Source organism: Streptomyces griseus (assembly GCF_900460065.1).
Classification (GTDB): domain Bacteria; phylum Actinomycetota; class Actinomycetes; order Streptomycetales; family Streptomycetaceae; genus Streptomyces; species Streptomyces griseus.
In genome coordinates this window covers 14307-39089 of the sequence record NZ_UAVD01000009.1, presented here as the reverse complement: position 1 = coordinate 39089, position 24783 = coordinate 14307, and the positions used below count along the sequence as shown (strand labels likewise).

The 24783-nt window shown below is 73.6% G+C and carries 22 protein-coding genes; 12 read left to right on the top strand and 10 right to left on the bottom strand.

The annotated features are described in order from the left end of the window. Window positions 1-104 precede the first annotated feature (104 nt). The 5 genes from DTB53_RS05145 to DTB53_RS05125 all read right to left on the bottom strand — a co-directional run bounded on the left by DTB53_RS05145 (window position 105) and on the right by DTB53_RS05125 (window position 6704). Complete coding sequence (locus DTB53_RS05145; RefSeq protein WP_003970734.1) at window positions 105-1043, bottom strand: dihydrodipicolinate synthase family protein; 939 nt, start codon at window positions 1041-1043, stop codon at window positions 105-107. Further along, window positions 1040-2047, bottom strand: a complete 1008-nt coding sequence (locus DTB53_RS05140; RefSeq protein ID WP_012381933.1) for an ABC transporter ATP-binding protein — start codon at window positions 2045-2047, stop codon at window positions 1040-1042. Before DTB53_RS05140 ends, DTB53_RS05145 begins: the two co-directional genes overlap by 4 nt. Continuing rightward, a complete protein-coding gene (locus tag DTB53_RS05135; protein ID WP_003970736.1) occupies window positions 2044-4017 on the bottom strand; it encodes a dipeptide/oligopeptide/nickel ABC transporter permease/ATP-binding protein in 1974 nt (657 codons plus the stop codon). Before DTB53_RS05135 ends, DTB53_RS05140 begins: the two co-directional genes overlap by 4 nt. Before the next feature lies 1 nt (window position 4018). After that, window positions 4019-4969, bottom strand: coding sequence for an ABC transporter permease (locus tag DTB53_RS05130; RefSeq protein ID WP_012381934.1), 951 nt, complete (start codon window positions 4967-4969; stop codon window positions 4019-4021). A gap of 139 nt (window positions 4970-5108) precedes the next feature. Beyond that, window positions 5109-6704 carry an ABC transporter substrate-binding protein gene (locus DTB53_RS05125; RefSeq protein ID WP_003970738.1) on the bottom strand — a complete coding sequence of 532 codons (1596 nt, stop codon included), beginning with the start codon at window positions 6702-6704 and terminating at the stop codon, window positions 5109-5111. Between the two features lie 164 nt (window positions 6705-6868). Here DTB53_RS05125 and DTB53_RS05120 point away from each other — a divergent pair, with 164 nt between their 5' ends. The 3 genes from DTB53_RS05120 (at window position 6869) to DTB53_RS05110 (ending at window position 10273) form a co-directional block, all read left to right on the top strand. Continuing rightward, complete coding sequence (locus tag DTB53_RS05120; protein WP_012381935.1) at window positions 6869-7600, top strand: FadR/GntR family transcriptional regulator; 732 nt, start codon at window positions 6869-6871, stop codon at window positions 7598-7600. 160 nt (window positions 7601-7760) lie between these two features. Beyond that, entirely contained in the window at window positions 7761-8768 is a 1008-nt protein-coding gene (locus tag DTB53_RS05115; RefSeq protein ID WP_012381936.1) for an acetylxylan esterase, read from the top strand. Between the two features lie 65 nt (window positions 8769-8833). After that, window positions 8834-10273, top strand: coding sequence for a sialidase family protein (locus DTB53_RS05110; protein WP_012381937.1), 1440 nt, complete (start codon window positions 8834-8836; stop codon window positions 10271-10273). On the opposite strand, the gene DTB53_RS05105 is transcribed toward DTB53_RS05110, so the two are convergent. Beyond that, entirely contained in the window at window positions 10216-10974 is a 759-nt protein-coding gene (locus DTB53_RS05105) for a FadR/GntR family transcriptional regulator (protein ID WP_003970742.1), read from the bottom strand. The genes DTB53_RS05110 and DTB53_RS05105 overlap by 58 nt on opposite strands. Window positions 10975-11147: 173 nt before the next feature. Between DTB53_RS05105 and DTB53_RS05100 the strand changes: the two genes are divergently transcribed. From DTB53_RS05100 to DTB53_RS05090, 3 genes are read left to right on the top strand one after another with little or no spacing between them, the layout of a single operon-like run. Continuing rightward, window positions 11148-12107, top strand: a complete 960-nt coding sequence (locus DTB53_RS05100; protein WP_012381938.1) for a dihydrodipicolinate synthase family protein — start codon at window positions 11148-11150, stop codon at window positions 12105-12107. Next, window positions 12104-13048, top strand: a complete 945-nt coding sequence (locus DTB53_RS05095; RefSeq protein WP_012381939.1) for an ROK family protein — start codon at window positions 12104-12106, stop codon at window positions 13046-13048. The genes DTB53_RS05100 and DTB53_RS05095 overlap by 4 nt, the downstream gene beginning before the upstream one ends. Then, window positions 13045-13758, top strand: coding sequence for an N-acetylmannosamine-6-phosphate 2-epimerase (locus tag DTB53_RS05090; protein WP_012381940.1), 714 nt, complete (start codon window positions 13045-13047; stop codon window positions 13756-13758). Before DTB53_RS05095 ends, DTB53_RS05090 begins: the two co-directional genes overlap by 4 nt. A gap of 122 nt (window positions 13759-13880) precedes the next feature. On the opposite strand, the gene DTB53_RS05085 is transcribed toward DTB53_RS05090, so the two are convergent. Then, on the bottom strand, window positions 13881-14981 hold the full coding sequence (locus DTB53_RS05085) for a hypothetical protein (RefSeq protein ID WP_012381941.1): 1101 nt from the start codon (window positions 14979-14981) through the stop codon (window positions 13881-13883). A gap of 105 nt (window positions 14982-15086) precedes the next feature. Next, a complete protein-coding gene (locus tag DTB53_RS05080; RefSeq protein WP_012381942.1) occupies window positions 15087-15668 on the bottom strand; it encodes a TetR/AcrR family transcriptional regulator in 582 nt (193 codons plus the stop codon). 193 nt (window positions 15669-15861) lie between these two features. On the opposite strand from DTB53_RS05080, the gene DTB53_RS05075 reads away from it, so the two are divergent. The 4 genes from DTB53_RS05075 to DTB53_RS05060 are packed head-to-tail and all read left to right on the top strand — an operon-like array spanning window position 15862 to window position 20717. Further along, window positions 15862-16440 carry a (2Fe-2S)-binding protein gene (locus tag DTB53_RS05075; RefSeq protein WP_012381943.1) on the top strand — a complete coding sequence of 193 codons (579 nt, stop codon included), beginning with the start codon at window positions 15862-15864 and terminating at the stop codon, window positions 16438-16440. Further along, window positions 16437-17429, top strand: coding sequence for an FAD binding domain-containing protein (locus DTB53_RS05070; protein ID WP_012381944.1), 993 nt, complete (start codon window positions 16437-16439; stop codon window positions 17427-17429). Before DTB53_RS05075 ends, DTB53_RS05070 begins: the two co-directional genes overlap by 4 nt. Then, complete coding sequence (locus DTB53_RS05065) at window positions 17426-19579, top strand: xanthine dehydrogenase family protein molybdopterin-binding subunit (RefSeq protein WP_003970750.1); 2154 nt, start codon at window positions 17426-17428, stop codon at window positions 19577-19579. The genes DTB53_RS05070 and DTB53_RS05065 overlap by 4 nt, the downstream gene beginning before the upstream one ends. After that, window positions 19572-20717 carry an XdhC family protein gene (locus DTB53_RS05060; protein WP_012381945.1) on the top strand — a complete coding sequence of 382 codons (1146 nt, stop codon included), beginning with the start codon at window positions 19572-19574 and terminating at the stop codon, window positions 20715-20717. The genes DTB53_RS05065 and DTB53_RS05060 overlap by 8 nt, the downstream gene beginning before the upstream one ends. Here the strand turns inward: DTB53_RS05060 and DTB53_RS05055 are convergent. After that, window positions 20704-21393 (bottom strand): TetR/AcrR family transcriptional regulator, encoded by a 690-nt coding sequence (locus DTB53_RS05055; RefSeq protein ID WP_003970752.1) that lies wholly within the window; start codon window positions 21391-21393, stop codon window positions 20704-20706. The genes DTB53_RS05060 and DTB53_RS05055 overlap by 14 nt on opposite strands. 215 nt (window positions 21394-21608) lie before the next feature. On the opposite strand from DTB53_RS05055, the gene DTB53_RS05050 reads away from it, so the two are divergent. Continuing rightward, window positions 21609-23057 (top strand): MFS transporter, encoded by a 1449-nt coding sequence (locus DTB53_RS05050; RefSeq protein WP_012381946.1) that lies wholly within the window; start codon window positions 21609-21611, stop codon window positions 23055-23057. Between the two features lie 18 nt (window positions 23058-23075). On the opposite strand, the gene DTB53_RS05045 is transcribed toward DTB53_RS05050, so the two are convergent. Continuing rightward, window positions 23076-23762, bottom strand: coding sequence for a DNA alkylation repair protein (locus DTB53_RS05045; RefSeq protein ID WP_012381947.1), 687 nt, complete (start codon window positions 23760-23762; stop codon window positions 23076-23078). A gap of 258 nt (window positions 23763-24020) precedes the next feature. Between DTB53_RS05045 and DTB53_RS05040 the strand changes: the two genes are divergently transcribed. Continuing rightward, a complete protein-coding gene (locus tag DTB53_RS05040) occupies window positions 24021-24779 on the top strand; it encodes a HemK2/MTQ2 family protein methyltransferase (protein ID WP_012381948.1) in 759 nt (252 codons plus the stop codon). Window positions 24780-24783: the final 4 nt, after the last annotated feature.

Here is a 24783-nt window from a genome sequence, read left to right as displayed (position 1 = left end):
GGGTGAGAGAGGGAAGCGGCCCGGCCGGCTGACGGCCGCCGCCCGGGCCCACGACGCGGACGCCGTGGCCCGGGCGGCGTGCTCCAGCGCCGGGCGAGGGCGCCCTATCGGACCGGGGAGAGCCCCGCCCGCTCCAGGCAGGCCGCGACCGCCGCCGTCTCCGCCTCGTCCAGACGGCGCATCGGTGAGCTCATCGCATGGGTGTCGATGACGCCCAGCAGCATCAGGGCCGTCTTGAACGCCCCCAGCCCCGCGGCCGTCGCCGAAGCCGTGCCGGGGCGGGCCGCGCGGACGATGTCGAACAGCCCGACGAGCCGGTCCTGCTCGGTCCTGGCGGCGTCCCAGTCGCCCTTCACGGCCGCCTCGTGCAGCCGCACATAGCCGTGCGGGTCCACGTTGCCCAGGCCGGGCACGGAACCGTCGGCGCCGCTCAGCATCATCGCGTCGACCACCAGCTCGTGGCCCGTGAGCACCGAGAACCCCGGAAGGCCGCGGGCCCCGATGGCCAGCCGCCGGAACGAGCCGTCGTCCCCGCTGGAGTCCTTCACCCCGGCGAGCACCCCGTCCGCCGCGAGCGGCAGCAGGAGCTCCGGGTCCAGCTTGCTGTGGACGCAGACCGGTACGTCGTACGCCAGGAGCGGCAGGTCCACGGCCGCAGCGAGCTCCCGGAAGTGCCGGTCGATCTCGGTGACATGGGTGCGGGTGTAGAAGGGCGCGGTGGCCACGACCGCGTCGGCGCCCCGGGCGGCCGCCGCGCGGGCCCGCTCGGCGGCCCGGTCGGTGGTGGTCTCGATGGCCCCGACGAGGACCGGGACCTGGCCGGCCGCCGTCGCCGTGATCACCTCGATGACCTCGTCCTGCCGGCTCGGCGTCAGATAGGCGGTCTCGCCCGAACTGCCCAGGGCGAACAGGCCGTTGACGCCACCGTCGAGGAGGTGGCCGACGACCCGCTCCAGGGAGGCGCGGTCGAGCTCGCCGTCGGCGGTGAGCGGGGTCACGACGGGCGGGATCACTCCGGAGTACGCGGAGGAGGGGGCGGTCATGCGGTGCTCCTTGCGGGCGGTACGGGGGTCCGGGTCTCCGAGGGGGAGGCGGAGTTCTGGGGGTGGACGCAGTGCCAGCGGTGTTCGGCGGGGCCGAACGTGGTCACGGGGAAGACCTCGGCGCAGGCGTCGTCGGCCTTCCAGCAGCGGGTGCGGAACGGGCAGCCGCTCGGCGGGTTGGTGGCGGAGGGCACCGGACCCGTGAGCACGATGCGCTCCGTCGCCTCCAGCAGGCTGGGCGTGGCGGAGAGCAGCGCCTCGGTGTACGGGTGCTGGGGGGAGCCCGCCACATCGGCGGCCCGGCCCTCCTCGACGATGCGGCCGAGGTAGAGCACGGCGATGCGGTCGGCGAGGTAGCGCACGGTCTGGATGTCGTGGCTGATGAAGACCATGCCCAGGCCGAGCCGTTCGCGCAGGTCGACCAGGAGGTTGAGCACCTGGGCGCGTACGGAGACGTCGAGCGCGGAGGTCGGTTCGTCGGCGACGATCAGCTCGGGTTCGAGGGCCAGGGCGCGGGCGATGGCGACGCGCTGGCGCTGGCCTCCGGAGAGCTGACCGGGCAGGGCTGCGAGGGTGTGGCCGGGCAGCCCGACCAGGTCGAGCAGCTCCTCCACCCGGGCCTCGCGCGCCTCCCTCGTTCCGCGGCGGTGCACGTCCAGCGGGTCGCGGAGGATCTGGCGGACCGTGAGGCGGGGGTTGAGGGCGGTCGCGGGGTCCTGGAAGACGACGCCGACGGCCGAACCGAAGTCGTCGCGCCGCTCGGCGCCGGACATCTTCCACAGGTCGCGCCCGTGGAAGAGGACCTCGCCCTCGGTGGGCTTCTGGAGTCCGGTCAGCACGCGGGCGAGCGTGGACTTGCCGCAGCCGGACTCTCCGACCAGGCCCACGATCTCGCCGCGCCCGACCTTCAGTGAGGCGTCGGTGAGCGCGTGGACGGCATCGCGGGAGAAGATCCCGCCACTGCGTGCCTTGTGGCGTACGTGGACGCCGTCGAGCCTGATCACAGGGCGCTTCCTTCCCGTACCCCGGCGGTCGTCCTGGCCGGGTGGTGGCAGGCGAAGCCGTGGTCGTCCGTGGTGCCGCGCGGGGTGAGCGCGGGTGTCGTGGTGCGGCAGAGGTCGGTGGCGGCTCCGCAGCGCCCGGCGAAGCGGCACCCCTCGCCGAAGCCCTGGGGCGCGGGCACGACGCCCCGGATCTGGTGGAGCCGGTCCGCGCCGGCCTCCAGGGAGACGACGGAACCGAGGAGGCCGCGGCTGTAGTGGTGGGCGGGCCCGGTGAGGACGGACCGGGTGTCGCCGACCTCGGCGAGCCGCCCCGCGTACATCACGGCGACCCGGTGGGAGAGGTCGCCGACCAGGGCGAGGTCGTGGGAGACCAGGACCATGGCGAAGCCGAGCTCGTCGCGGAGCCGGATGAGGAGTTCGACGACCTGGGCCTGGACGGTGACGTCGAGGGCGGTGGTCGGCTCGTCCGCGATCAGCAGGCGCGGGCTGCGGGAGAGCGCCATGGCGATGAGGACCCGCTGGCGCTGTCCGCCGGAGAGTTCGTGCGGATAGCTGCGCAGGGTGCGTTCGGGGGAGAGGCCGACGAGTTCGAGCAGCTCGGCGGGGGTCTTCGTACCGCCGCGCGAGGTCAGTTGCCTGAGCTGGGTGCCGACGAGCACGGAGGGGTTGAGGGAGGAGAGCGCGTCCTGGTAGACCATCGCGATCTCGGGGCCCATCAGGGCGCGGCGCTCCTTGGGCGGGAGCTTCAGCAGGTCCCGGCCCCGGTAGAGGATCTCGCCGCTGACCTCGGCGTTGCGGGCGAGGAGGCCCATGACGGCGAGGCTGGTGATGGACTTGCCGCAGCCGGACTCGCCGACCAGACCGAGGGTCTCGCCCTCGTGCACGGTGAAGTCGAGCCGGTCGACGACGGGGATGTCGCCGTAGCGGTCGGGGAAGCGGATCGCCAGGTCGCGGACGACGAGGAGCTCCTCCGCGTCCTCGCGGACCGGGGTGACGGCCGGCTCGGTGGCGCTGATGTGCCGGGCCAGCTTGGCGAGGGCGGCGTCGATGTCGACGGTGGCGGCGGCCTCGACCGGGTCGGGCGCCGTGGTGGCGTCGGGCGCGGGGGAGGTGCGGGCGCTCCTGGGCGCGGCCGAGGCGTCGGTGAGTCCCTCGGAGAGGATGTTGAGGGCCAGGACGGTGATCAGGAGGGCCAGACCGGGGAAGAAGGTGGCCCACCAGCCGCCGGCCAGGAGGATCTGCCGGCCGTAGGCGAGGACGCTGCCCCAGCTGGGGTCGGGGTCCTGCACGCCGGCCCCGATGAAGGAGAGGCTGGCCTCGAAGATGATCGCCTCGGCGACCATGACGGTGGCGAACACCATCACCGGCGCCATGCAGTTGACGGCGACGTGGCGGAGCACGATGTACCCGCGCCGGGCGCCGATGACCTTCTCGGCCGCGACGTAGTCCTCGCCGTACTGCGCGAGCACGTTGGCCCGGACGACGCGGGCGAGCGAGGGGGTGTAGACGAAGGCGATGGTGAAGATGATCACCGGCACGCTGGTGCCGAACACGGCGACCAGGACGGCCGCGAGGGCGATCGGCGGGAACGACATCACCACGTCGAGCGTCCGCATGACGGACTCGTCGCCGAGCCTGCGGGAGGTGGCGGCGAGCGAGCCGAGCACGGCCCCGGCGATCAACGCGACGGCGGTCGCCCCGAGGCCGATGACCAGGGAGTAGCGCGATCCGTGCACCACGCGGGCGAAGACGTCGCGGCCGGCCCGGTCGGTGCCGAACCAGTGGTCGGCGCTCGGGGCCTGGACCGGGGTGCCGGTGGTCAGCGGGTCCTGGGTGAGCAGGGGGGCGAGTACGGCGCCGAGGATCACGAGGACCAGCACCCCGAGGGCGACGCGGGAGGTGACCGGCAGGGCGCGGAAGGCGATGCCCGGTCGGGAGAGCTTCTTGGCCAGACGGCCCGTGGCGAACATGTCACACCGTCCTGATGCGCGGATTGACCAGCAGGTAGAGCAGGTCGACGACGACGTTGACCACCAGGAAGGCGATGGCGATGGTCAGCACGGTGCCCTGGACCAGGGCGACGTCGCCGCCGGTGACACCTTCGAGGATGAGTTTGCCCATGCCGGGCAGGTCGAAGATCGCTTCGATGACCACGGCGCCGCTGAGCAGGTAGCCGACCTTGACGCCGAGCACGGTGAGCGGGGTGACCAGCGCGTTGCGCAGCACCGAGCGGATCACCAGGAACACCGGCAGTCCGTTGCCCCGGGCGGTGCGTACGTAGTCGCGGTCCAGTTCGGCGACCATCGAGGTGCGGACGAGCCGGGCGAGCGACGCGGCGACCGGCACCGCGAGTGAAACGGCGGGCAGGGCCATGGTCGTGAGCCAGCCGCTGAAGGAGTCGGCGGGGTTGGTGTACCCGCCGGTCGGGAAGATCCGGGTGTTCAGCGCGAACTGCTGGATGAGCAGGACGCCGAGCCAGAACGAGGGAATGGCGACCCCGGCCATGGACAGCACCCGGAACAGCTGGTCGGGCCACCGGTCGCGGTACATCGCGCCCAGGACACCGCCGATGACGGCGAGCGTGACCGCGAGGAACAGCCCGAGGAAGGTCAGTTGGAGGGTGAGCGGGAACGCTGCCGTGATCCGGTCGATCACGGGCTGGCTCGGTGGGACGGTCATCCCGAGGTCGAAGTGGAGCAGTTGGCCGAGGAAGTCGAAGTAGCGGACCGGCAACGGGTCGTTGAGCCCGTTGGCCTCCGCGAAGGCTTCCCTGGCCTCAGGTCCGGCGCTCTCCCCGAGCGCGTTGTAGGCCGGGTCGGCCGGCGAGAACTGCAGCACCACGAAGACCAGCAGTGCGATGCCGAGAATCATCACCGGCATCATCGCGACGCGGCGCAGCGCGAGCCGGAGAAAAGCAACCATCGTCGGGTTCCTTGCGATCGGGCGGAGGGCGGGTCAGGGCCGCCCGGGTCCCGCCCTCACACCGCCGCGGTCGCCCGTGGTGGGCGGGCGGCGGTGTGACGACGGGGCCCGGCAGGCGGCGGCCCGGACCGGGTGGACGTCAGGCGCGGCCGACGTCCACGAAGGACAGGCCCGTGGTGGGCAGCGGCTTGAAGCCGGGGAGCGCCTTGTCGTTCCAGGCGGTGGGCAGCTTGCGGTGCAGGATCGGGTAGAGCGCGGCCTCGTCGGCGACCAGATCGGTGATCTCGCCCCACAGTTGCTTGCGCGTCGCCTCGTCGGCCGCCCGGGCGGCCTTGTCGAGGAGCTGCTTGACCTTCTTGTACGCGGGGGAGCCGGCCCACGCGTAGCGCTTCTCGGGCCAGAAGCCGTAGTAGAACCAGCGCATCAGGAGGTCGACGTCGTTGCCGAAGACCGAGGGGTCGCCCGGGGCCACCATGACCTCGAAGTCCCCGCCGTCGACCTTGGCGTACTGGGCGGCGGACTGGGCGATGTCCAAGGTGGCCTCGATGCCGGCCGCGGCCCAGCTCTCCTTGAGCAGCGGGGCGATGTCCTTGACCCACCCGGTGTCCGTGGTGAGCACGGTGAACTTCAGCTTGCCCACGCCCGCGTCGGCCAGCAGCTTCTTCGCCTTCGCCACGTCGTGGGTGTAGGCGGTGGCGGCCTTGTGGTAGTCGGGGTGGGTGGTGGGGACGTAGCCGGTGGCGGCCGTCGCGTTGCCGACCATCGCGGTCTTGATGATCTTCTCGGTGTCCAGGGCGTAGTGCAGGGCCTGGCGCACCCGCTTGTCGGCGAAGCGCTTGTCCGCCGTGTTGAACATCAGGAAGAGAAGGCCGAAGGACTGCACGGACTCGGTCTTCGCGGTGGCGGAGAGCCGCTGGACGTCGATGTACGGGACGTCCTCGATCGCCTGGACGCGGCCGGACTCCATGGCGCTGACGCGGGCCGACTGGTCGGACATCAGGCGCCAGACCATCTTCTGGGCCTTCGCCGGGTGCGGGCCGTTGTACTTCGCGTACTTCTCGAAGACGATCTTGTCCTCGCGGGTCGCCTCGACGAACCGGTACGGCCCCGAGCCGACGGGCTTGGCGTCGAAGCCCTTGACGTCCGCCTCGACGATCTTCTTGGGCACGATCCGGGCGACGGCTATCCGGGAGGGGAAGAGTGCGAAGGCGTGCCGGAGCTTGAACTCGACGGTCTTCGCGTCGACCGCCGTGACCGTGTCGATGAACGGCACGAACTGCGCCATCAGCGACGCGTTCTTCTCGTCGAGGATGCGCTCGAAGCTGAAGACGACGTCCTCGGCGGTGACCGGTGAGCCGTCGTGGAAGGTCGCGCCGTCGCGCAGGGTGGCGCGGTAGGTGGTGGCGTTGATCTTCTTCGGCATCTCGGTGGCCAGCGCGGGGCGTGCCACGAGTGTTGCGGGATCGAGATCTACGAGCCCCTCGAAGATGTGCATATTGGCGGCGTACGGGGTGGCGCCCGACGTGATCATCGGGTCGAAACCGGTCGAGAGGGGGTACGACAGACCCGCCTCGATGGTGCCGTTGCCGTCGCCCTTCGCGGCCGCTCCGTCGGCGGTCGAGGAGGGCCCGCCGCAAGCCGAAAGGCCTGCCGTGATGGCGGCTGCCGCGCCGAGGGCACTGGTGTAACGCAGGAAGGTGCGGCGCTCGACGCCGGCTGGCCTCAGCTCGGGCACGGGTCCTCCAAAGGACGTTGGTGAGGAATGGGTGGAGAACGGATTTTCGAAGGCTATCGGGACGCCTGATCGGCGAGAGCGTCAGACGTCAGATGTCTGATGCCTTGATAGCGTGGGAACGTAGCTCGACAATCGAGAGGGGTCAAGAGGTGGGGAGTTCACCTATGTCCGGCGCGAGACCCGGTCGCACCCTGTTGCGGCAGGAGGTCGTCGAGGGCATCAAGCGGTACATCCTCGACGAACGGCTGCGCCCGGGCGACCCGTTGCCGACGGAACCGGCCCTGTGCGAGACGCTCGGCGCCAGCCGTTCCAGCGTCCGGGAGGCCGTCAAGATCCTTGCCGCGCTCGACATCGTCGAAGTCCGTCACGGCCACGGGACGTACGTCGGCCGGCTGAGCCTGTCGGCGCTGGTGGAGAGCCTCACCTTCCGGGGGCTGCTCTCGCCCGACGACGACTTCCAGGTGATGGCCGACCTCGTCGACGTGCGCGAGCTTTTCGAACGGGGCATGGCCGACCGGATCATCTCCTCGCTGGACGCCGAGGAGCTGGACCGGCTGGACAGTCTGGTGGCGACCATGCGCGAGACCGGCGTGGGCGACGGGCACGGCTTCGTCGCGGCGGACCGCGCCTTCCACGCGCTGCTCGTGGCGCCGCTCGGCAACGATCTGATCGGCCAGCTCTCGATGGCCTTCTGGGACGTCTACACGATCGTCGCGCCGCATCTGCAGGGGTTCACGCACGCCGACGAGGCCGAGACCGTCGCCGCCCACCAGAACATCGTGGACGCGGCCCGCGAGGGCGACGTCCCCGCGTTCCTGAAGGCGCTCGGCGAGCACTACGCCCCGGTCAGACGCCGGATCGCGGAGGCCAGGGCGCGCGGGGAGAGCGAGGGCTGATCGCGGCCGGCGCGCTCGCGCCCGGCCCTTCGCGGTGGGAGCGCGGGGCGGCCCGGCCCTTGACGGGCGGCCCCGCGGCTCCCTACGGTCTGGTTTGCCATCAGGACATCTGACGTCTTCTGTCCTGTCGCTTTCCTCATCCCTCCAGGAGGGCACCGCCATGCCGTCGGCCGATCTCACGCTCGCGGAATGCCGCGCCTACCGGCCCGAACTGCCGCTTCCCGACGGCTTCGACGCCTTCTGGTCCGACACCCTGGACGAGCGGGCCCCCGGCGGCGCACCGGACCGGCGACCCCGGTTCGACGAGGTCGACAGCGGGCTGGTGCAGGTCCGCGCTTACGACGTGAGCGTCCCGGGCCACGACGGCCGTCCCGTACGGGGATGGCTGCGCATGCCCGCCGGGGCCACCGGGCCGCTCGGCTGCGTCGTGGAGTTCCTCGGGTACGGGCGCGGCCGGGGCCTGGCCCACGAGCAGCTGATGTGGGCCTGCGCCGGATACGCGCACCTGGTCATGGACACCCGCGGCCAGGGCTGGTCCTCGGCGACCGGCGACACCCCCGACACCGACCCCGGCTCCGCCGGGTCCGTGCCGGGCTTCCTGACCCGGGGCGTCGAGAGTCCCGCGACGCACTACTACCGGCGGGTGTTCACCGACGCGGTCCGCTGCGTGCGGGCGATGCGCGAGCACCCCGAGGTCGATCCCGCCCGCATCGTGGTGACCGGGGTCAGCCAGGGCGGGGGCATCGCGCTGGCCGTGGCCGGGCTCGTGCCGGGGCTCGCCGGAGTGATGCCGGACGTGCCGTTCCTGTGCAACATCCCCCGCGCCGCGCGGATCGCCGCGACGCCCCCGTACACCGAGATCGCCGCCTACCTCCGGCTCCACCGCGACCGCGTCGAGCCGGTGTTCCACACCCTGTCGTACTTCGACGGGGCCCACCACGCCACCCGGGCCACCGCCCCCGCGCTGTTCTCCATCGCGATGGCGGACGACATCTGTCCACCCTCCACCTGCTTCACGGCCTACAACCGGTACGCGGGCCCCAAGGACGTGCGCGTCTACGAGTTCAACGGGCACGAGGGCGGCGCCGAACACCACCGGGCCGAACAACTGGCCTGGGTGCGCGCCCTGTTCGCGGGCCTCCCGGCCGACCGGACCGACCGCGCCTGACCGGTCGCGTCCGACCACGGAACGCTCCGTCCGCACGTCTCCCCTCATGAGAAGAGAGATCGCCCATGCAGCGCAGAGTCACCGTCGCCATGCTGTCCGCCGCCCTCCTGGTGGCCACCACCGCCGGCACCGCCCACGGCGCACCGGCCGCCGCCCCCGGTGAGCTGACCTCCCAGGACATCGCGACCCAGGGCGTCGGCTCCCCCCACTACCGCATCCCCGCGCTCACCACCTCCGTCCGGGGCACGCTGATCGCCGCCTACGACACCCGCCCCACGCTCGGCGACCTCCCCGGCAACCTCGGCGTCGTCGTACGGCGCAGCACCGACGGAGGCGCCACCTGGGAGAGCCAGCAGGTCGTCCGCAAGGAAGCGGCCCCCAAGGGATTCGGCGACCCCAGCCTCCTCGTCGACCGCACGACCGGCCGGATCTTCGTCTTCTACGCGGGCTCCGTGAACCAGGGCTTCTTCGGCTCGGGCACCGGCAACGACGAGAGCGACCCGAACATCCTCCAGGCCGACTACAGCTACTCGGACGACGACGGCGTCACCTGGACCCACCGCCGCATCACGAAGCAGATCAAGAACCCCGCCTGGGCCGGTATGTTCGCGGCCTCCGGCGAAGGAATCCAGGTGCGCCACGGCGCGTACGAGGGGCGGCTGATCCAGCAGTACGCCATCCGGAACAACGGAGCCAACTACGCCGTCAGCGCCTACAGCGACGACCACGGAGCGACCTGGAAGACGGGCACCCCGGTCGGTCCCGGCGGCGACGAGAACAAGACCGTCGAGCTCAGCGACGGCCGGATCATGCTCAACAACCGCTCCGCGCCCTACCGGACCGTCGCGTACTCCAGCGACGGCGGCGTCACCTACACACCGTTCGTCCAGGACACCGACCTCCCCGACCCGGCGAACAACGGCTCGGTCATCCGCTACGCCCCCGACGTCCCCGCCTCCCACCCCCAGGCATCCTGGCTGCTGTTCAGCAACACCGACAGCACCGCGCGCAAGAACCTGACCGTGAAGATGTCCTGCGACAACGGCAGGACCTGGCCGATCCGCAAGGTCGTCGACCCGGGCAGCGCCGCCTACTCGACGCTGACCCGGCTGCCGGACGGCCGGCTCGGGCTGCTCTACGAGCGCGCCGACTACCGGCACATCACCTACTCCTCCTTCGACCTGAAGTGGCTCGGCGGCACCTGCGCGGACATCACCATCACGCCCCCGGCCACGCTGAGGGCCGGGACCACCGCCGAGGTGACCGTACGCGTCGTCAACCGGATGGACGTCACGCGCAGCGCGGGCACGCTCGACCTGGCCGTACCCGCCGGCTGGAGCACGAGGCAGGTGGCGTTCCCGGCGGTCCGGCCCGGCCAGGGAGCGAACATCAAGGTCCCGGTCACGATCCCGGCGGGCGCGACCGGCGACGCCCGCCTGACGGTGACCTACAAGGCCGACGGCAAGCAGGCCTCGGGCAGCCGGTCGGTGACCGTGACCCCGTAACCGCCCCCGGACGGGTGCCGCTCCAGACGGGCGCGGATGCCGTCGAAGTGGGCGCGCATCGCCGAGGCCGCCCGGACCCCGTCGCCCGCCGCCACCGCCACGACGATCTCGTGGTGCTGGCGGCAGGTGGTGCCGGGGTCCTGGTGGCCGTCGTCCGTACTGGTGCGCACCCGGTCCATCGCCGCCCAGAAAGCGTCCAGCACCTCACTGAGCAGGTGGTTGTCGAGCGAGGCGTAGAGCGCCAGGTGGAAGGCGCGGTCGGTCGCCCGGGCGACCCGGCCGTCCCGGGCCGCCTCGGCCTCCATCGTGGCGACCAGACTCCGCAGCACCGCCAGGTCCCCGGCGGGGATGCCGGCGCTGACGGCGCCGACCAGGCCGGTCTCCAGCGCCTCGCGCACCTTCATCAGCTCCAGCAGCCCCGGCTCGCCCCGACCGTGGCGCACGACCGCCCGGAAGGCCAGCCCCTCGGCGAAGGGCGTCAGCGAGAGCGAGCCGACGAAGGTGCCGAAGCCCCGCCGGATCTCCACGACGTTCACGGCCTGCAACGCCTTGAGCGCCTCGCGCACCGAGACCCGCCCGGCGGCGAACAGCTCCATCAGCTCCGGTTCGGTGGGGAGCGGATCGCCCGGGCCGAGCGCCCGGTCGAGGATCAGTTCCTTGATCCTGCGCTCGATGTCCTGCGCCATGGTGGGGCGGGCCACAACCGTCCTCCTGGGGGTGTCGTCGGCCGCCGCGGCCTCTTGACCGGCCGCCGGGGCATCGGCTTAAGCTAAGCCAGACGTAAGACATCTTACGTCTCATGTCCTGGTCTCGTCCTCCCTTCCGGGCGAAAGGCGAAAGACCGGCGTCCCGAGCGAGCTGGAGCTCTCCCACCATGTCCCTGACCGCACCGCTGCGCGGCGTCGTACCGCCGGTCTGCACTCCGCTCGACGACCGGGGCGAGGTCGACACGGCCTCCCTCGCCCGGCTCGTCGGCCACCTCGTCGACGGCGGCGTGCACGCCCTGTTCGCCCTCGGTTCGACCAGCGAGGTCGCCTACCTGACGGACGACCGGCGGGCCACCGCCCTGAAGACCGTCGTCACCGCCGCCGCCGGTCGGGTCCCCGTCCTGGCCGGGGTCATCGACACCACGACCCCCCGGGTGCTCGCCCACGCCCGGACCGCCGCGGAGCTGGGCGCCGACGCCCTCGTCGCGACGGCGCCCTTCTACACCCGCACCCACCCCAACGAGATCGCCGGGCACTTCCGCAGGCTGCGGGCGGACGTCGACCTGCCGCTGTTCGCCTACGACATCCCGGTCGCCGTGCACTCCAAGCTCTCCGCCACCCTGATCCGCGAACTGGCCGAGGACGGCACCCTGGCCGGCCTCAAGGACAGCAGCGGCGACGAGGGCGGTCTGCGCAGGCTCCTCGTCGAACTGGGCGGACGCGGGGGCAGGGACCGGGGTCCGGCACCGCACTTCACCGTGCTGACCGGCTCCGAACTCACCGTGGACGCGGCCCTGCTGGCCGGAGCCGACGGCGTCGTCCCCGGGCTCGGCAACGTCGATCCGGCCGGCTACGTACGGCTGTACGACGCCGCGCGGGCGGGGGACTGGACGCTCGCCGCCCGGGAACAGGAGCGGCTCGTCGAGCTGTTCGCCCTGGTCGACGCCGGCCCCGAGCAGGAGATGGGCCGCAGCTCGTCCGCGCTCGGATCCTTCAAGGAGGCGCTGCGGCTGCTCGGCGTCATCGACCGCGGCGCGACCGCCTTCCCGCAGATCCCGCTGTCCGCCGCGTCCGCCGCCTCCGTCGCGGAGCGGCTGCGCGGCGCCGGTCTGCCGCCGGTCCGATGAGCGGGCGGACGACCGGAGCCGTGGTCATCGGCCTCGACCTCGGGGGCACGAAGATCGCGGCGGCCCTCTTCGCCCCCGACGGGGAGGTGCTGGTCCGGCGCACCCGGGCCACCCCCGCCCGGGAGGGCGCCGCCGCCGTGCTCGACGCGCTCGCCGCGGCGGCGGCCGAGGTCGACCCCGAGGGACTGGCCTCCCTGATCGGCGTCGCCGCCGCCGGGGTCGTCGACCCCCGCAGCGGCAGGGTCACCAGCGCCACCGACTCCATCCGGGGCTGGGCCGGCACCGCGCTCGGCGCCGGCCTCGCGGACCGTACGGGCCTGCCCGTGGCCTGCGACAACGACGTGCGCGCCACGGCGGGACCCGAACTCGCCGCCCTGACCGGCCACCGCGGTTCGCTGCTGTACGCGGCCGTCGGCACCGGTGTGGGAGGCGCCCTCGCCGTCGACGGGCGGATGCTGCACGGCGCCGCCGGCATCGCCGGCCACCTCGGCCATCTGCCCAGCGCCGAGGCGGCCGGACTGCCCTGCACCTGCGGCGCCACCGGACACCTGGAGGTCATCGCCTCCGGTCCGGGCATCGCCGCCCACTACGCACGGCTCACCGGCAGCCCGCCGGACCGGCTCGAAACGGTCGCCGCCCGCGCCGCCGGAGGCGACCGGGCCGCCGTACGGGCCATCACCACCGGCGCGGCGGCGGCCGGCCGGGTCCTCGGCGGCCTGGCCAACGCCCTCGGCCCCGACCGGGTCGTCGTCGGCGGGGGAGTCCCCCGGATCGGCGCGCTGTACCACGACGCGCTGGCCGCGGCCTTCGCCGCCGAACTGATGCCGCCCCTGCGGGGACTCCTCCCCGAACCCCCGCTGCACGGCGGGGACGCCGCCGTACGCGGCGCCGCGGCCCTGCCCGCCACCCTTCCCCTCCACCGTCCGGGAGCCCACCGATGAACGCACAGAACCTGGCCGCCACCCTCCGGGGCCGGCTGATCGTCTCCTGCCAGGCGCCCCCCGGGGACCCGATGCGGGAGACCGGCACCCTCGTCCGCCTCGCGCTCGCCGCAGCCGCCGGCGGCGGCGCCGCGATCCGCGCCAACGAACCGGAGGTCGTCGCGGCCATCGCGGCGGCGGTGGACCTGCCGGTCATCGGCCTGTGGAAGGACGGCGACACCGGGGTGTACATCACCCCGACCGTCCGGCACGCCCTGGCCGTCGCCGCCTCGGGCGCCGCCGTGGTCGCCGCCGACGCCACCGACCGGCCGCGCCCGGACGGCTCCACCTTCGCCGAACTCGTCGCCGCCGTGCACGGAGCGGGCGCCCTCGTCATGGCCGACGTCGCCACCCTCGCCGAGGGGATCACCGCCGCCGGACAGGGCGCGGACTTCGTCTCCACCACCCTGTCCGGCTATGTGCCGGGGACCGTGCAGCAGACCGGACCGGATCTCGACCTGGTGGCCTCCCTGGCGGCCGCGATCTCCGTACCCGTCGTCGCCGAAGGGCGCGTCAACACCCCCGAGGAGGCGGCCGAGGCGCTCGCCCGCGGCGCCCACAGCGTCGTGGTCGGCACCGCCATCACCGCACCCACCGCGCTGACGTCCCGCTTCGCCGACGCACTGGCGCGCACACCTGCCGACGGCACGGGCGGACCCGCCCGGGGCTGAACCGGCAGACGGCGACGCACCGGTCGCGCCCCACCCCGCCCCGGGGCGCGACCACCGGTCCGCGACGCTGTCCGGCACCGGACCACGGTGTTCCATCCGGCCGGACGCCACGGGCCGCGCGCTCAGGAGCGGGTGGCGGTTCCGCAGCCCTCGTCCTCGGTCTCCCGCATGCGCTCCTCCATCGTCGTGCTCCGGTCGTACGGGTCGACCTCGGCGCCGTCACCCGCCGCGGCGTCGGTGCGCTCGGCGAGGAACGCGGGGGTCAGATAGCCGGTGTAGGTGTCGCACCCGCCGTTGGTGGTGTCGATGCGGTAGGAGACGAGGGAGAACGTCCCCGGCTCGGTCACGATCTTCGACGGGTCGTCCCAGCTCATCACCACCTCGCGGCGCACGATGGTGCGTGCCACCTCGTCGCTGTCCCCCTCGGCGCGTACGACCGGGTAGACGTAGGTGATGTCGGTGGACACCTCCAGCGCACCCCGCTCGCCCTCCCGGAAGGTGACCCGACCGCGCGTCTTGACCACGTCCCCGGCCGGCCGCACATCGGAGGACCGGAAGCGGCTGAACAGCAGGAGCGGATCGTTCTCACGGTCGGGCGCGCCGAACGCCTTCCCGAGGAAGCTCCGCACGTCCGACTGGTGCGGGTTGATCAGCGCGATGGCCCTGTCCGGCCGCTCGCCGCGCAGCACGGCGGGGTCGAGGCTGGACGCGGCGAGGAAGTCCCTGGTCCTCGTGAGCGCCTGGGCGACCTCGGTCCTGCTCATCCAGCCGGTCGCCCGCGCCTCCGGCAGATGGATGCCCGCCGCCCCGTCGCCCCATCGCGCGGCCGGCGACCCCCTGAACGGCTCGTCCAGGGTGGGAGGGCGTTCCGCGGCCTCCCGCGCGGGCGCACCGGTGGGGCGCTCCGACTCCGCGGCCAGGGGCGTGGCGTTCGCACCGTCGCCCTCGTCGAACCAACTGCCGATCCCCCAGGGGCCGACGGCCACGACCACGACGGCGACGGCGGCAGCCACACCGAGGGCGGCCCAGCCCCTGCCCCCGCGCCGCCGGGCCGGCGTGTGCGTCCGCCACCCCGCGGGCGGGCCGGACTCCTCCCGGAGGCGCCGCGCCACCATCCGGGCCCGCGCCGACGGCTCCTCGGGCGCCCCCCGGCCCCCGGCCTCGGCGTCCTTCAGGAAACGCTCCCACTCCTCGTCCGGTACGGACGCCCCGCCCTTGCTCAACCCGCCGCTCCCGTCGTGTGTGTGGCGCTCGGTCCCTCCCCAGGTCCGGGCGCTGTACGGGGCATCATCACACGGGCCGCCGACACGCTGGGGCGAGCGGCCCCGTCACCGTCCGGCGGCCCCGACGCGCAGTCCGTCCATGACGAAATCCAGCAGCCGGCCGGCCCTCGGCTCCCAGTCCTCGCGCGGATCGAGCTGCCAGAGACCGGCGATGGCGAGGAAGAAGTCGTCCGGGGTCACCCCGGGGCGGACGGCGCCGGCCTCCTCGCAGGCGCGGAGCAGCGTTCCGGCCGCTTCCATGACCGGGGTGGGGCCCGGCTTGGCGGGGCCGCCCGGTGCGCTGGTGACCAGCCGGATCGCGTCCGCGAGTCCCGCCTTGGTCATGGCGAAGCGGGCGAGGCGGTCCATCCACTCGCGCAGGGCCCGTTCGGGCGGCCGGGTCCGGAGCAACTCGCCCGCGGCGTCGGCGACCTGCTGCATCTCGTAGCGGTAGACCTCCAGGACGAGGGCCTCCCGGTGCGGGAAGTTGCGGTAGAACGTGCCCTGCCCGACGCCCGCCTTCCTGGCGATCGTGCTCAGCGGGGCGTCCGCGCGCAGCGTCAGCTCGACCATGGCCACGCGCAGGATGCGCTCGCGATTGCGCTGCGCGTCGAGACGCAGGGGCGCGTCCTTCTTCGGCTGGGACACGGATCCTCCTCGCGGGCTCGTGGCCGAAACCCGTCCTTGTTAACCGGACAGCTGTCCGTTACGTTTTTTTCCGTGAGCGGACAACAGTCCGGTTAGGGCTACCTTAGCGCCGGTCGCGTTCGCCGGCCGCCGGATCGGCCGGTCCCGGCCGGCGGTCCGATACCTCGTCACCAGAGACCGGAGAAGGCTGAACATGGCCCCAGCGACCTCGTCGACGTCCAGTGCGATCACCCTGAACATCAACGGCGAGAAGCACCACCTGCCCATCGACCACCGCACCACCCTGCTCGACGCCCTGCGCGAGCGCCTCGACCTCACCGGCACCAAGAAGGGCTGCGACCAGGGACAGTGCGGCGCCTGCACCGTCCTGGTCGACCGGCGACGCGTCGTCTCCTGCCTCAGCCTCGCGGTCGCGGCCGAGGGACGCGAGATCACCACCATCGAAGGCGTGGCCGAGGGCGACGAACTGCACCCCGTCCAGCAGGCCTTCCTCGACCTCGACGGCTACCAGTGCGGCTACTGCACACCCGGCCAGATCTGCTCGGCCATCGCCGTCATCGAGGAACACGCGGCCGGCTGGCCGAGCGCCGTCACCGACGACCCCGGACCCGAGGCGGGACCGCCACCGCTGACGCCCGACGAGATCCGGGAGCGCATGAGCGGCAACCTGTGCCGCTGCGGCGCCTACGTCTCGATCGTCCGGGCCGTCGCCCGCGCCGCGGAGTCCCACGCCGAGCACCGGGCGGAAGCCGCGAAGGGGACCGCCGCATGAGGGAGTTCGGCTACCAGCGCGCCCACGACGTCACCGGTGCCCTCGCGCTCCTCGCCGCCGACCCGGACGCGCGGTTCCTCGGCGGCGGCACCAACCTCGTCGACCTGATGAAGTCCGGCGTGGAGCGCCCCGCCCGCCTCGTCGACGTCCGGGATCTCCCCCTGGACCGCGTCGAGCCCACGGCGGACGGCGGTCTGCGGATCGGCGCGACCGTCACCAACAGCGATCTCGCCGCCCACCCCGAAGTCCGCCGTCGCTACCCGGCGCTGGCCCAGGCCGTGCTGGCCGGAGCCTCCGGGCAGCTGCGCAACATGGCGACCGTGGGCGGCAACCTCCTCCAGCGCACCCGCTGCGGCTACTTCACCGACGTCTCCAAGCCCTGCAACAAGCGCGTCCCCGGCAGCGGCTGCCCCGCCGTCACCGGCGAACACCACAACCACGCCGTCCTCGGCGCCTCCGGCCACTGTGTGGCCGTGCACCCCTCCGACATGGGCGTGGCGCTGACGGCCTTCGACGCGGTGGTCTCCTACGCGAGCGCCGACGGGCCCGGCGAGACGCCGCTCACCGACTTCTACCTCCCCGTGGGCGACACCCCGCACCGGGAGACGGCCCTGCCGCCCGGTGCCCTGATCACCCATGTCAGCCTGCCCGCCGCGCCCGTCGCCGCCCGCTCCCGCTACCGCAAGGTGCGCGAACGCGCCTCCTACGCCTTCGCCATCGGCTCCGTCGCCGCGGCCCTCACCGTCGAGGACGGCCTCGTACGCGAAGCGCGCCTGGCGCTCGGAGCCGTCGCCTCCCGGCCCTGGCGTGCCCGTGCGGCGGAAGCCGTCCTGGCCGGCGCCCCGGCCGACGGCGCGACCTTCGCCGCCGCGGCGGACGCCGAACTGGCCGCCGCCCGGCCGCTGCCCGACAACGGATACAAGGTGACCCTCATGCGCAACCTCGTGGTCTCCGTACTCACCGAACTCGCCGGGAGGGACGCCCGATGACCACCACCACGCCGGGACCCCGGGCCGTGCGCGGAGCCGTCGGCGTCGCCCACACCCGCGTCGAGGGCCGCGACAAGGTCACCGGCGCCGCCCGCTACGCGGGCGAGATCCCGCACCCGGACCTGGCCCACGGCTGGCTCGTGCTGTCCACGGTCGCGCGCGGCCGGATCCTCGACGTGGACACCGCCCCCGTCCTCGGCATGCCGGGCGTGCTCACCGTGCTGCACCACGGCAACGCCCCCCGCCTGAACCTCGACTACGTCGGCATGCTCGGCACCCCGCCGGACCCGACCTGCGCCGTCTTCCAGCACGACGGGGTGCCGTTCGCCGGCTGGCCGGTCGCGCTCGTCGTGGCCGAGACCTCCGAGGAGGCCCGGGAGGCCGCCGAAGCGCTCGTCGTGACGTACGAGCGGGAGCCCCACGACACCGCGCTCGTCGCAGGCCACCCGGACGCCTACCCCGCCGCGAGCCACATGCCGGCCGAGACGGAGAAGGGCGACCTGGAGGAACGGCTGGCCGCGTCCGCCCACGTGGTGGACGCGCGGTACACCACCCCCGAAGAGCAGCACAGCATGATGGAGCCGCACGCGGCGACGGCCCGCTGGGACGGCGGCCGGCTGGAGGTCGTCGACTCCAACCAGGGCGCCGTCTGGGTCCAGTCCGAGCTGGCCGCGATGTTCTCGCTGGACGCCTCCTCGGTGCGGGTCCGCTCCGAACACATCGGGGGCGGCTTCGGGAGCAAGGGCCTGCGCGCCCACCAGGTGTCCGCCGTCATGGCCGCCACCGCTCTGGGGCGCCCGGTGCGCGTGGTGCTGACCCGGCGGCAGACGTTCACCCTGGGCGGCTACCGAAGCCCCACCACCCAGCGGATCAGGCTCGGCGCGGCCCCCGACGGCCGGCTGCTGGCCCTGGAACACCTCTCGTTGAACCAGACGTCGAGGGTGTACGAGTTCGTCGAGCCCAGCGCGGGCGTGGCCCGGGTGATGTACGACGCCGAGGCGCACCGCACCGCCAACCACGTCGTACGGCTCGACGTGCCGTCCCCGACCTGGATGCGCGCACCGGGGGAGGCCCCGGGGTCGTTCGCGATCGAGGCGGCCCTCGACGAACTCGCGACGCGCGCCGGTGTCGACCCGATCGAACTGCGCCTGCGCAACGAGCCGGAGGTGGGCCCCGTCTCGGGGCTCCCGTTCGGCAGCCGCAACCTGGCGGCCTGCTTCCGCGAGGGCGCGCGCAGGTTCGGCTGGGCGGACCGCGATCCGCGTCCCGGCACCCGCCGCGACGGACGCTGGCTGCTGGGCACCGGCACGGCGGCGGCCTCCTTCGGCGCCGGGGCCGCCCCGTCCACCGCCCTGGTCACGGCGGAGGCGGACGGTTCGTTCACCGTACGGATCACCGCCGCCGACATCGGCACCGGAGCCCGCACGGCGCTCACCCTGATCGCCGCCGACGCGCTGGAGACCGCGCCCGACCGCGTCCGGGTCCGCATCGGCGACAGCGACTTCGGCCACGCGATGATCGCCGGCGGTTCCATGGGCACCCGCTCCTGGGCCTGGGCGGTCACGGCCGCCGCGGCCGAACTGAGGGAGCGGCTCGCGGTGACCACGGCCGTGCCCCCGGAGGGCATCACGGTGCGGTCCGACACCACCGCCGCGCTCGGGGCCCTCGCGCGCAAGGAACGGCACTCCTACGGGGCGCAGTTCGCCGAGGTCGCCGTCGACACCGCCACCGGCGAGGTCCGGGTGCGCCGCATGCTGGGCGTCTTCGCGGCCGGCCGCATCGTCAATCCGCTCACCGCCCGCAACCAGCTCGTCGGCGGGATGACCTGGGGCATCTCCATGGCCCTGCACGAGGAGGCGGTCCGCGACCGCGACAGCGGCGGCCACTACGCCCCCGATCTCGCCGGCTACCACGTGGCCACCCACGCCGACGTCCCGGACATCGAGGCGGACTGGGTGGACGACCACGACCCGGACGACCCGGTCGGCATCAAGGGCATCGGGGAGATCGGCATCGTGGGCGCGGCGGCGGCCGTCGCCAACGCCGTCTGGCACGCCACCGGCGTCCGCCACCGGGACCTCCCGATCCGCCCCGACCGGATCCTCGCGGCGACGGCGCCGGACCCCGCCGGGGGAGCGGCGGATGCTTGACATCGCCGGCGAGCTGCACCGATGGATGGCGCAGGGCCGGGAGTTCGCCGTCGGCACCGTCGTCTCCGTCGACGGCAGCGCGCCGCGCGGCCCCGGTGCGGCGCTCGCCGTGGACAGCGACGGCACGGCGATCGGGTCGGTCTCCGGCGGCTGCGTGGAGGGCGCGGTCTACGAGCTGTGCGCGCGGGCGCTCCGGGACGGCGAGACCGTGCGCGAACAGTTCGGCTACAGCGACGAGGACGCCTTCGCGGTCGGGCTGACCTGCGGTGGGGTCATCGACATCATGGTCACACCGGTCCGCGCCGACTCACCGGAACGCGCGGTGCTGGCGGCCTCGCTGTCCGCCGCGGTCTCCGGCACCGCGGCGGCCCTCGCCCGGGTGGTGAGCGGCCCGGACGGTCTCCCGGGACGGGCGCTGCTCGTGCGCGGCGACGGCAGCCGCGAGGGCGGGCTCGGCGGGAGCCCGGAGCTGGACCGCACGGCGGCGGCGGAGGCCTTCGCACTGCTGGAGGCCGGGCGGACCGGCACCGTCCGGCTCTCCGAGGACGGGACGCACTGCCCCGGCGGCCTGACCCTGCTCGTCGAGAGCAGCGTGCCGGCGCCCCGCATGATCGTCTTCGGCGCGGTGGACTTCGCGGCGGCCCTGGTGCGGGCCGGGAAGTTCCTGGGCCACCACGTGACGGTGTGCGACGCCCGGCCCGTCTTCGCCACCCCGGCCCGGTTCCCCGAGGCCGACGAGGTCGTCGTCGACTGGCCCCACCGCTATCTCCGGCGCACCGCCACCGACGGGCGCACGGTGCTGTGCGTGCTGACGCACGAGGCCCGGTTCGATGTGCCGCTGCTCACGGAGGCGCTGCGGCTGCCCGTCGCGTTCGTCGGCGCGATGGGATCCCGCCGCACCCACGAGGACCGCACGCGGCGGCTGCGCGAGGCGGGTCTGAGCGACCGTGAGCTGGACCGGCTGCGGTCGCCCATCGGCCTGGACCTCGGGGCCCGTACGCCGGAGGAGACGGCGCTCTCCATCGCGGCGGAGATCGTCTCGGCCCGGCGCGGCGGTACGGGGCTGCCGCTGACCGGGGGAGCGGAGCCCATCCACCGGGAGCCCGGCCCGGAACAGCGGCTCGTCAGCCGGCTCTGAGGCCGCCGCGAATCCGGTCGACGACGGCCGAGACGAGCTCGTCGAACTGCTCGTCCGGCGTGGGAAGCGGCGTTGCGGCGGCCTCCCTGAGGGTGGGGATGTCCAGGTCGGCGTGGTCGGTGAGCCAGGCGTCGGGGACGAGCGCGGTCCGGTCGGCCCCGGCCCGGGCGGCGGGCCCGTCGACCACCAGCGCGAAGGACAGCACGAGCAGGGACAGCTGACGGTGCGCCGCGAGCGCCGCCGGGAGATCCAGGCCGATGTCCCGCAGCAGCCGCAGGAACCGGTCCAGGTTGAGCAGGCGTCCCGGGTGCACCGAGGCCGGGGGCGTGTCCTCGTCCAGGGAGATCAGCAGGGCGCGGGGCCAACGGCGGTAGAGCGCGCGCAGCGAGCCCGCGTAGTCGGCGACGGACTCCTCCCAGGCCGCGGGGGAGAGCGGGGGCGGGTTCCACGAGGTCAGCATCAGGTCGACGGCCAGCGCGACGACTTCCTCGCGGTCTTCGACGTAGTTGTACAACGCCCGCACGGTCACGCCCAGTTCGGCCGCGAGGGCTCGCATCGTGAGGGACGGGAACCCTTGTGAGCCCGCCATCTCCAGGGCCTTGGCGGCGATGATCCCGCGCGTGAGGACGGGACGGCCCTTGCGTGTGGCGGGTCGGCGGCGAGGCGTGGCAGGCATGGCGACAGCGTACGGCCACCTTGAACTTCACACATGTTGACTTTAGTGGCCGGTGACGCCAGGCTGGCCGTGTCGCGGGCCGCTGGGTCCTGTCGCCGAACTGCCGTCGTCGCCCGGAGGGCAGGCGGCAGTTCGACGACAGGACCAGGTCCTTTCCCTGCTCTCGCCCCGCGGGCGCCCACGTGTGTCCACCGAGCCCGGAGGCCGATTCCCGTATGCCTGCTCCGAAGTCCCGCCGCCTGCCGCCGCTGAGCGGCGTGCTGGTGCTCGTGATGGCCTCCACGGGCCTGGTCGTCGTCGACCTGACGATCGTGGCCATCGGGGCACCGCTGATCAGCGCCGACATCGCGGACGGGGCCTCGGTCGAGTCCGTGGTGGTGACGTACATGGTCGCCATGGGCGCGCTCACCCAGGTCGTGGGAAGCCTGTCGGACCGCTGGGGCCGACGGCCCCTGTTCCTCGCCGGGATCGCCGTGTTCACCCTGGCCTCGCTGGCCGCGACCCTGGCGCCGGATCTGCTGTGGCTCAACGTCGCCCGGGTGCTCCAGGGGGCCGGGGCCGCCGCGATCATGGTGAACGGCATTCCGCTGCTCTCCGACCGCTACGAGGGCGAGGAACGCGACCTCGCGATCGGCGCCTGGGGCTCGTTCGCGACCGCGGCCGGCCTGCTCGCGCCGACTCTCGGCGGGGTGCTGGCCGAGACCTTCGGCTGGCGGGCGGTCTTCGCGGTCAACCTGCCCCTCGGGGTGGCCGCCTGGGCGCTGGCCGTACGCGTGCTGCCCCGCTCCCGGGGGGCGTCGCGGGGCGGACGCACGGACTGGCTCGGCAGCGTGCTGCTCATGGCCGGTCTCGGCGCGGCGACGCTGCTGATGCTCCGTAGCGGCGACACGCCCTGGTCCGGGCGGGAGACCGCCCTGCTGCTCACCGCCTGCGCGGCGCTGACCGCCTTCCTGGCCGTCCAGTTCACGGCGCCCGCGCCGACGCTGGAACCCCGGATGTTCGGCAGTCCCGCGTTCTCCGGCGCGATGCTGGCCGTGTTCCTCTCCCGCGCCCTGACCATCGGCGGCTCGGTCTACCTGGTGCTGTACTTCTCCGACGGCCTCGGCCTGGGCCCGACGGCGGCGGGCCTGCTGATGACCCCGATCTTCCTTGCCCAGATCGTCATGGGCATGGTCGGTTCCAAGCTCATCGGCGACCGGCCCCCCGGCCTGGTGATCGGCTCCGGCTACGCGCTCAAGGGCGTCGGCCTGGCCGCGCTGGCCCTGGTGATCACCCCCGACACCCCCGGGTGGGCGCTGGTTCCGCCGCTGCTCGCCTGGGGGGCGGGCGGCGGGATCGCCGGCGCACCCGTCATGGCGGTCGCCGTACGGGTCACGGCCCCCGAACGCGTCGGCATGGTCGCGGGAACGGTCTCCACCCTCGCCTCGCTCGGCGCCGGTGTCGGCACCGCGGCGCTCGGCGCCGTCTTCGCCCTCTCCGGAGGGGCGACCGCCCGGGCGGTCACCGACGGCACCCGGGCCGTACTGGGCGTGTCCGCGGCGCTCGCCGTCGTCGCCGTGCTCACCACCGTCACGCTTCTCGGGCCGCGCCGCGTCCCCGCCGGCGGTGCCGTCGCCGTCCCGACGCCGGAGGAGGGCGGCGAGCCCGCACCCGCCGGCAGGTGAGAACCACGGGGCGCCCCGCTACCCGGCCTCCTGCCTCCGCACCATCTCGGCGATCCAGTCCGGTGCGTACGGGGATGTGCAGCCCGCCGAGGTCGGATAGTCCTTGAGCACCTCCAGCCGCTCACCGATGCCGACGGCGCGGGCGCGGAGGCCGGGATGGTCGATGCCGATCCGGGCCAGACAGTGGTTCATCGCCCACTGCAGACGGTCCGGGGCGTCCTTCATCCCGGCCTCGATGACATCCAGCAGCCCCGGGAGGTCGAGCCCCTCGGGCTTCTTCGCGACACGCTCGGTGGTGAGCGCCCACCCGGCGCTCGCGACCGCGGGGTCCGGATCGGCGGACCAGGCCACCCGCAGCTCCTCGGCGTGCGGGCTCTTTTTCACGACGTGGTTCACGAGCCAGTCGTGCACCTTGGGCGCGCGGGCCTCGCGCACCATGCGGTCCAGCGTGTCGCGCCCGAACGCCTTCGGCCGGCAGATCAGGAGGGCCAGCAGTCTCGCCGCGGTGTCGTCCGTCCCCCACAGCCGGACCGCGAGCTCCTGCTGCGTCCTGAGCCGTTTCGCGACGGCCCGCAGCCTGCCGAGGTTCACCCCGTGGTCGTCGCCGTGCCTCTCGTTCACCGCACGGACCCGCGGGTCATCCAGCTCGGCCAGCTCGGCCATGACCTCCGCCACCGTCGCGCCGGCCGGACTCCCTGTCCCCACCGCGGTCTCCTTCCCGACTGTCCCCCGGCGCCGCTGTCCCGCTCGCCGCCGGTGCGCCGGGACGGCAGACTCAGCGTACGACGGCCCGACGAACGGCGGACCGCGGGTTTGGCGGAGCCGTACGGGGTCACTCCGGTACAGCGGCGCCGAGCCACCGAGCACCGGACCGCCCGGTGACGGAACCGGGCTCCGCCCCGCCGGCGAGGAGACGCGAACCGCTCGACGGTGGAACGACGGCCGACCGCACAGGAGGACACGATGCGAGGGGTACGGCTCTTTGAGGGCGAGGACGGCCCCGTGACGCCCGGGACCCCGGCGGACGCCCCCGCCCCGGCTCCACCGGTGGCCGGGGCCGCGCCGCGCCCGGGCCGGGTCGTGCGGCTCCCCGGGGTCTACCGCCCGCAGACGGACACGCTGCTGCTGGCCCTGGCCATGCGCCGTGAGGGAATCGGCCCGGGCACGGACCTGCTGGACCTCTGCACCGGCAGCGGCGCGCTGGCCCTGCACGCCGCCCGGCTCGGCGCCCGCGTCACCGCGGTCGACATCAGCCGCCGGGCCGTGGCGTCCGCGCGGCTCAACACCGCGCTCGCCCGCCTGCCCGTCACCGTACGCAGGGGCGACCTGCTCAGGGCCCTGCCGGGCCACACGTTCGACGCCGTCGTCAGCAATCCCCCCTACGTTCCGGCCCCGGGCCTGTCGCTGCCGCGGTACGGGCCCGGCCGCTCCTGGGACGCGGGCCCCGACGGCCGGGTGATCCTCGACCGCATCTGTGACGACGCCTCCGCCGCGCTCCGTCCCGGCGGCCTGCTCCTGTTGGTGCAGTCGGGACTGAGCCGCCCCGAGGAGACGGTCGGCCGACTGTCCGCGGGCGGTTTCGCCGTCTCCGTGACCGACCGGGTCACGATCCCCTTCGGGCCGGTCACCCGCCGCCGGGCCGCCTGGCTGCGGGACCGGGGCCTGCTGCGGGACCGGCTGGACAGGGAGGAACTGGTGGTGATCCGTGGCCGGAAGAAATGAGAGA

Coding starts and splice junctions, on each gene's coding strand:
- DTB53_RS05145 (WP_003970734.1), bottom strand. CDS start 1,043: ATGACCGCCCCCTCCTCCGCGTACTCCGGAGTGATCCCGCCCGTCGTG.
- DTB53_RS05135 (WP_003970736.1), bottom strand. CDS start 4,017: ATGTTCGCCACGGGCCGTCTGGCCAAGAAGCTCTCCCGACCGGGCATC.
- DTB53_RS05130 (WP_012381934.1), bottom strand. CDS start 4,969: ATGGTTGCTTTTCTCCGGCTCGCGCTGCGCCGCGTCGCGATGATGCCG.
- DTB53_RS05120 (WP_012381935.1), top strand. CDS start 6,869: ATGTCCGGCGCGAGACCCGGTCGCACCCTGTTGCGGCAGGAGGTCGTC.
- DTB53_RS05115 (WP_012381936.1), top strand. CDS start 7,761: ATGCCGTCGGCCGATCTCACGCTCGCGGAATGCCGCGCCTACCGGCCC.
- DTB53_RS05110 (WP_012381937.1), top strand. CDS start 8,834: ATGCAGCGCAGAGTCACCGTCGCCATGCTGTCCGCCGCCCTCCTGGTG.
- DTB53_RS05100 (WP_012381938.1), top strand. CDS start 11,148: ATGTCCCTGACCGCACCGCTGCGCGGCGTCGTACCGCCGGTCTGCACT.
- DTB53_RS05095 (WP_012381939.1), top strand. CDS start 12,104: ATGAGCGGGCGGACGACCGGAGCCGTGGTCATCGGCCTCGACCTCGGG.
- DTB53_RS05090 (WP_012381940.1), top strand. CDS start 13,045: ATGAACGCACAGAACCTGGCCGCCACCCTCCGGGGCCGGCTGATCGTC.
- DTB53_RS05075 (WP_012381943.1), top strand. CDS start 15,862: ATGGCCCCAGCGACCTCGTCGACGTCCAGTGCGATCACCCTGAACATC.
- DTB53_RS05070 (WP_012381944.1), top strand. CDS start 16,437: ATGAGGGAGTTCGGCTACCAGCGCGCCCACGACGTCACCGGTGCCCTC.
- DTB53_RS05065 (WP_003970750.1), top strand. CDS start 17,426: ATGACCACCACCACGCCGGGACCCCGGGCCGTGCGCGGAGCCGTCGGC.
- DTB53_RS05060 (WP_012381945.1), top strand. CDS start 19,572: ATGCTTGACATCGCCGGCGAGCTGCACCGATGGATGGCGCAGGGCCGG.
- DTB53_RS05055 (WP_003970752.1), bottom strand. CDS start 21,393: ATGCCTGCCACGCCTCGCCGCCGACCCGCCACACGCAAGGGCCGTCCC.
- DTB53_RS05050 (WP_012381946.1), top strand. CDS start 21,609: ATGCCTGCTCCGAAGTCCCGCCGCCTGCCGCCGCTGAGCGGCGTGCTG.
- DTB53_RS05040 (WP_012381948.1), top strand. CDS start 24,021: ATGCGAGGGGTACGGCTCTTTGAGGGCGAGGACGGCCCCGTGACGCCC.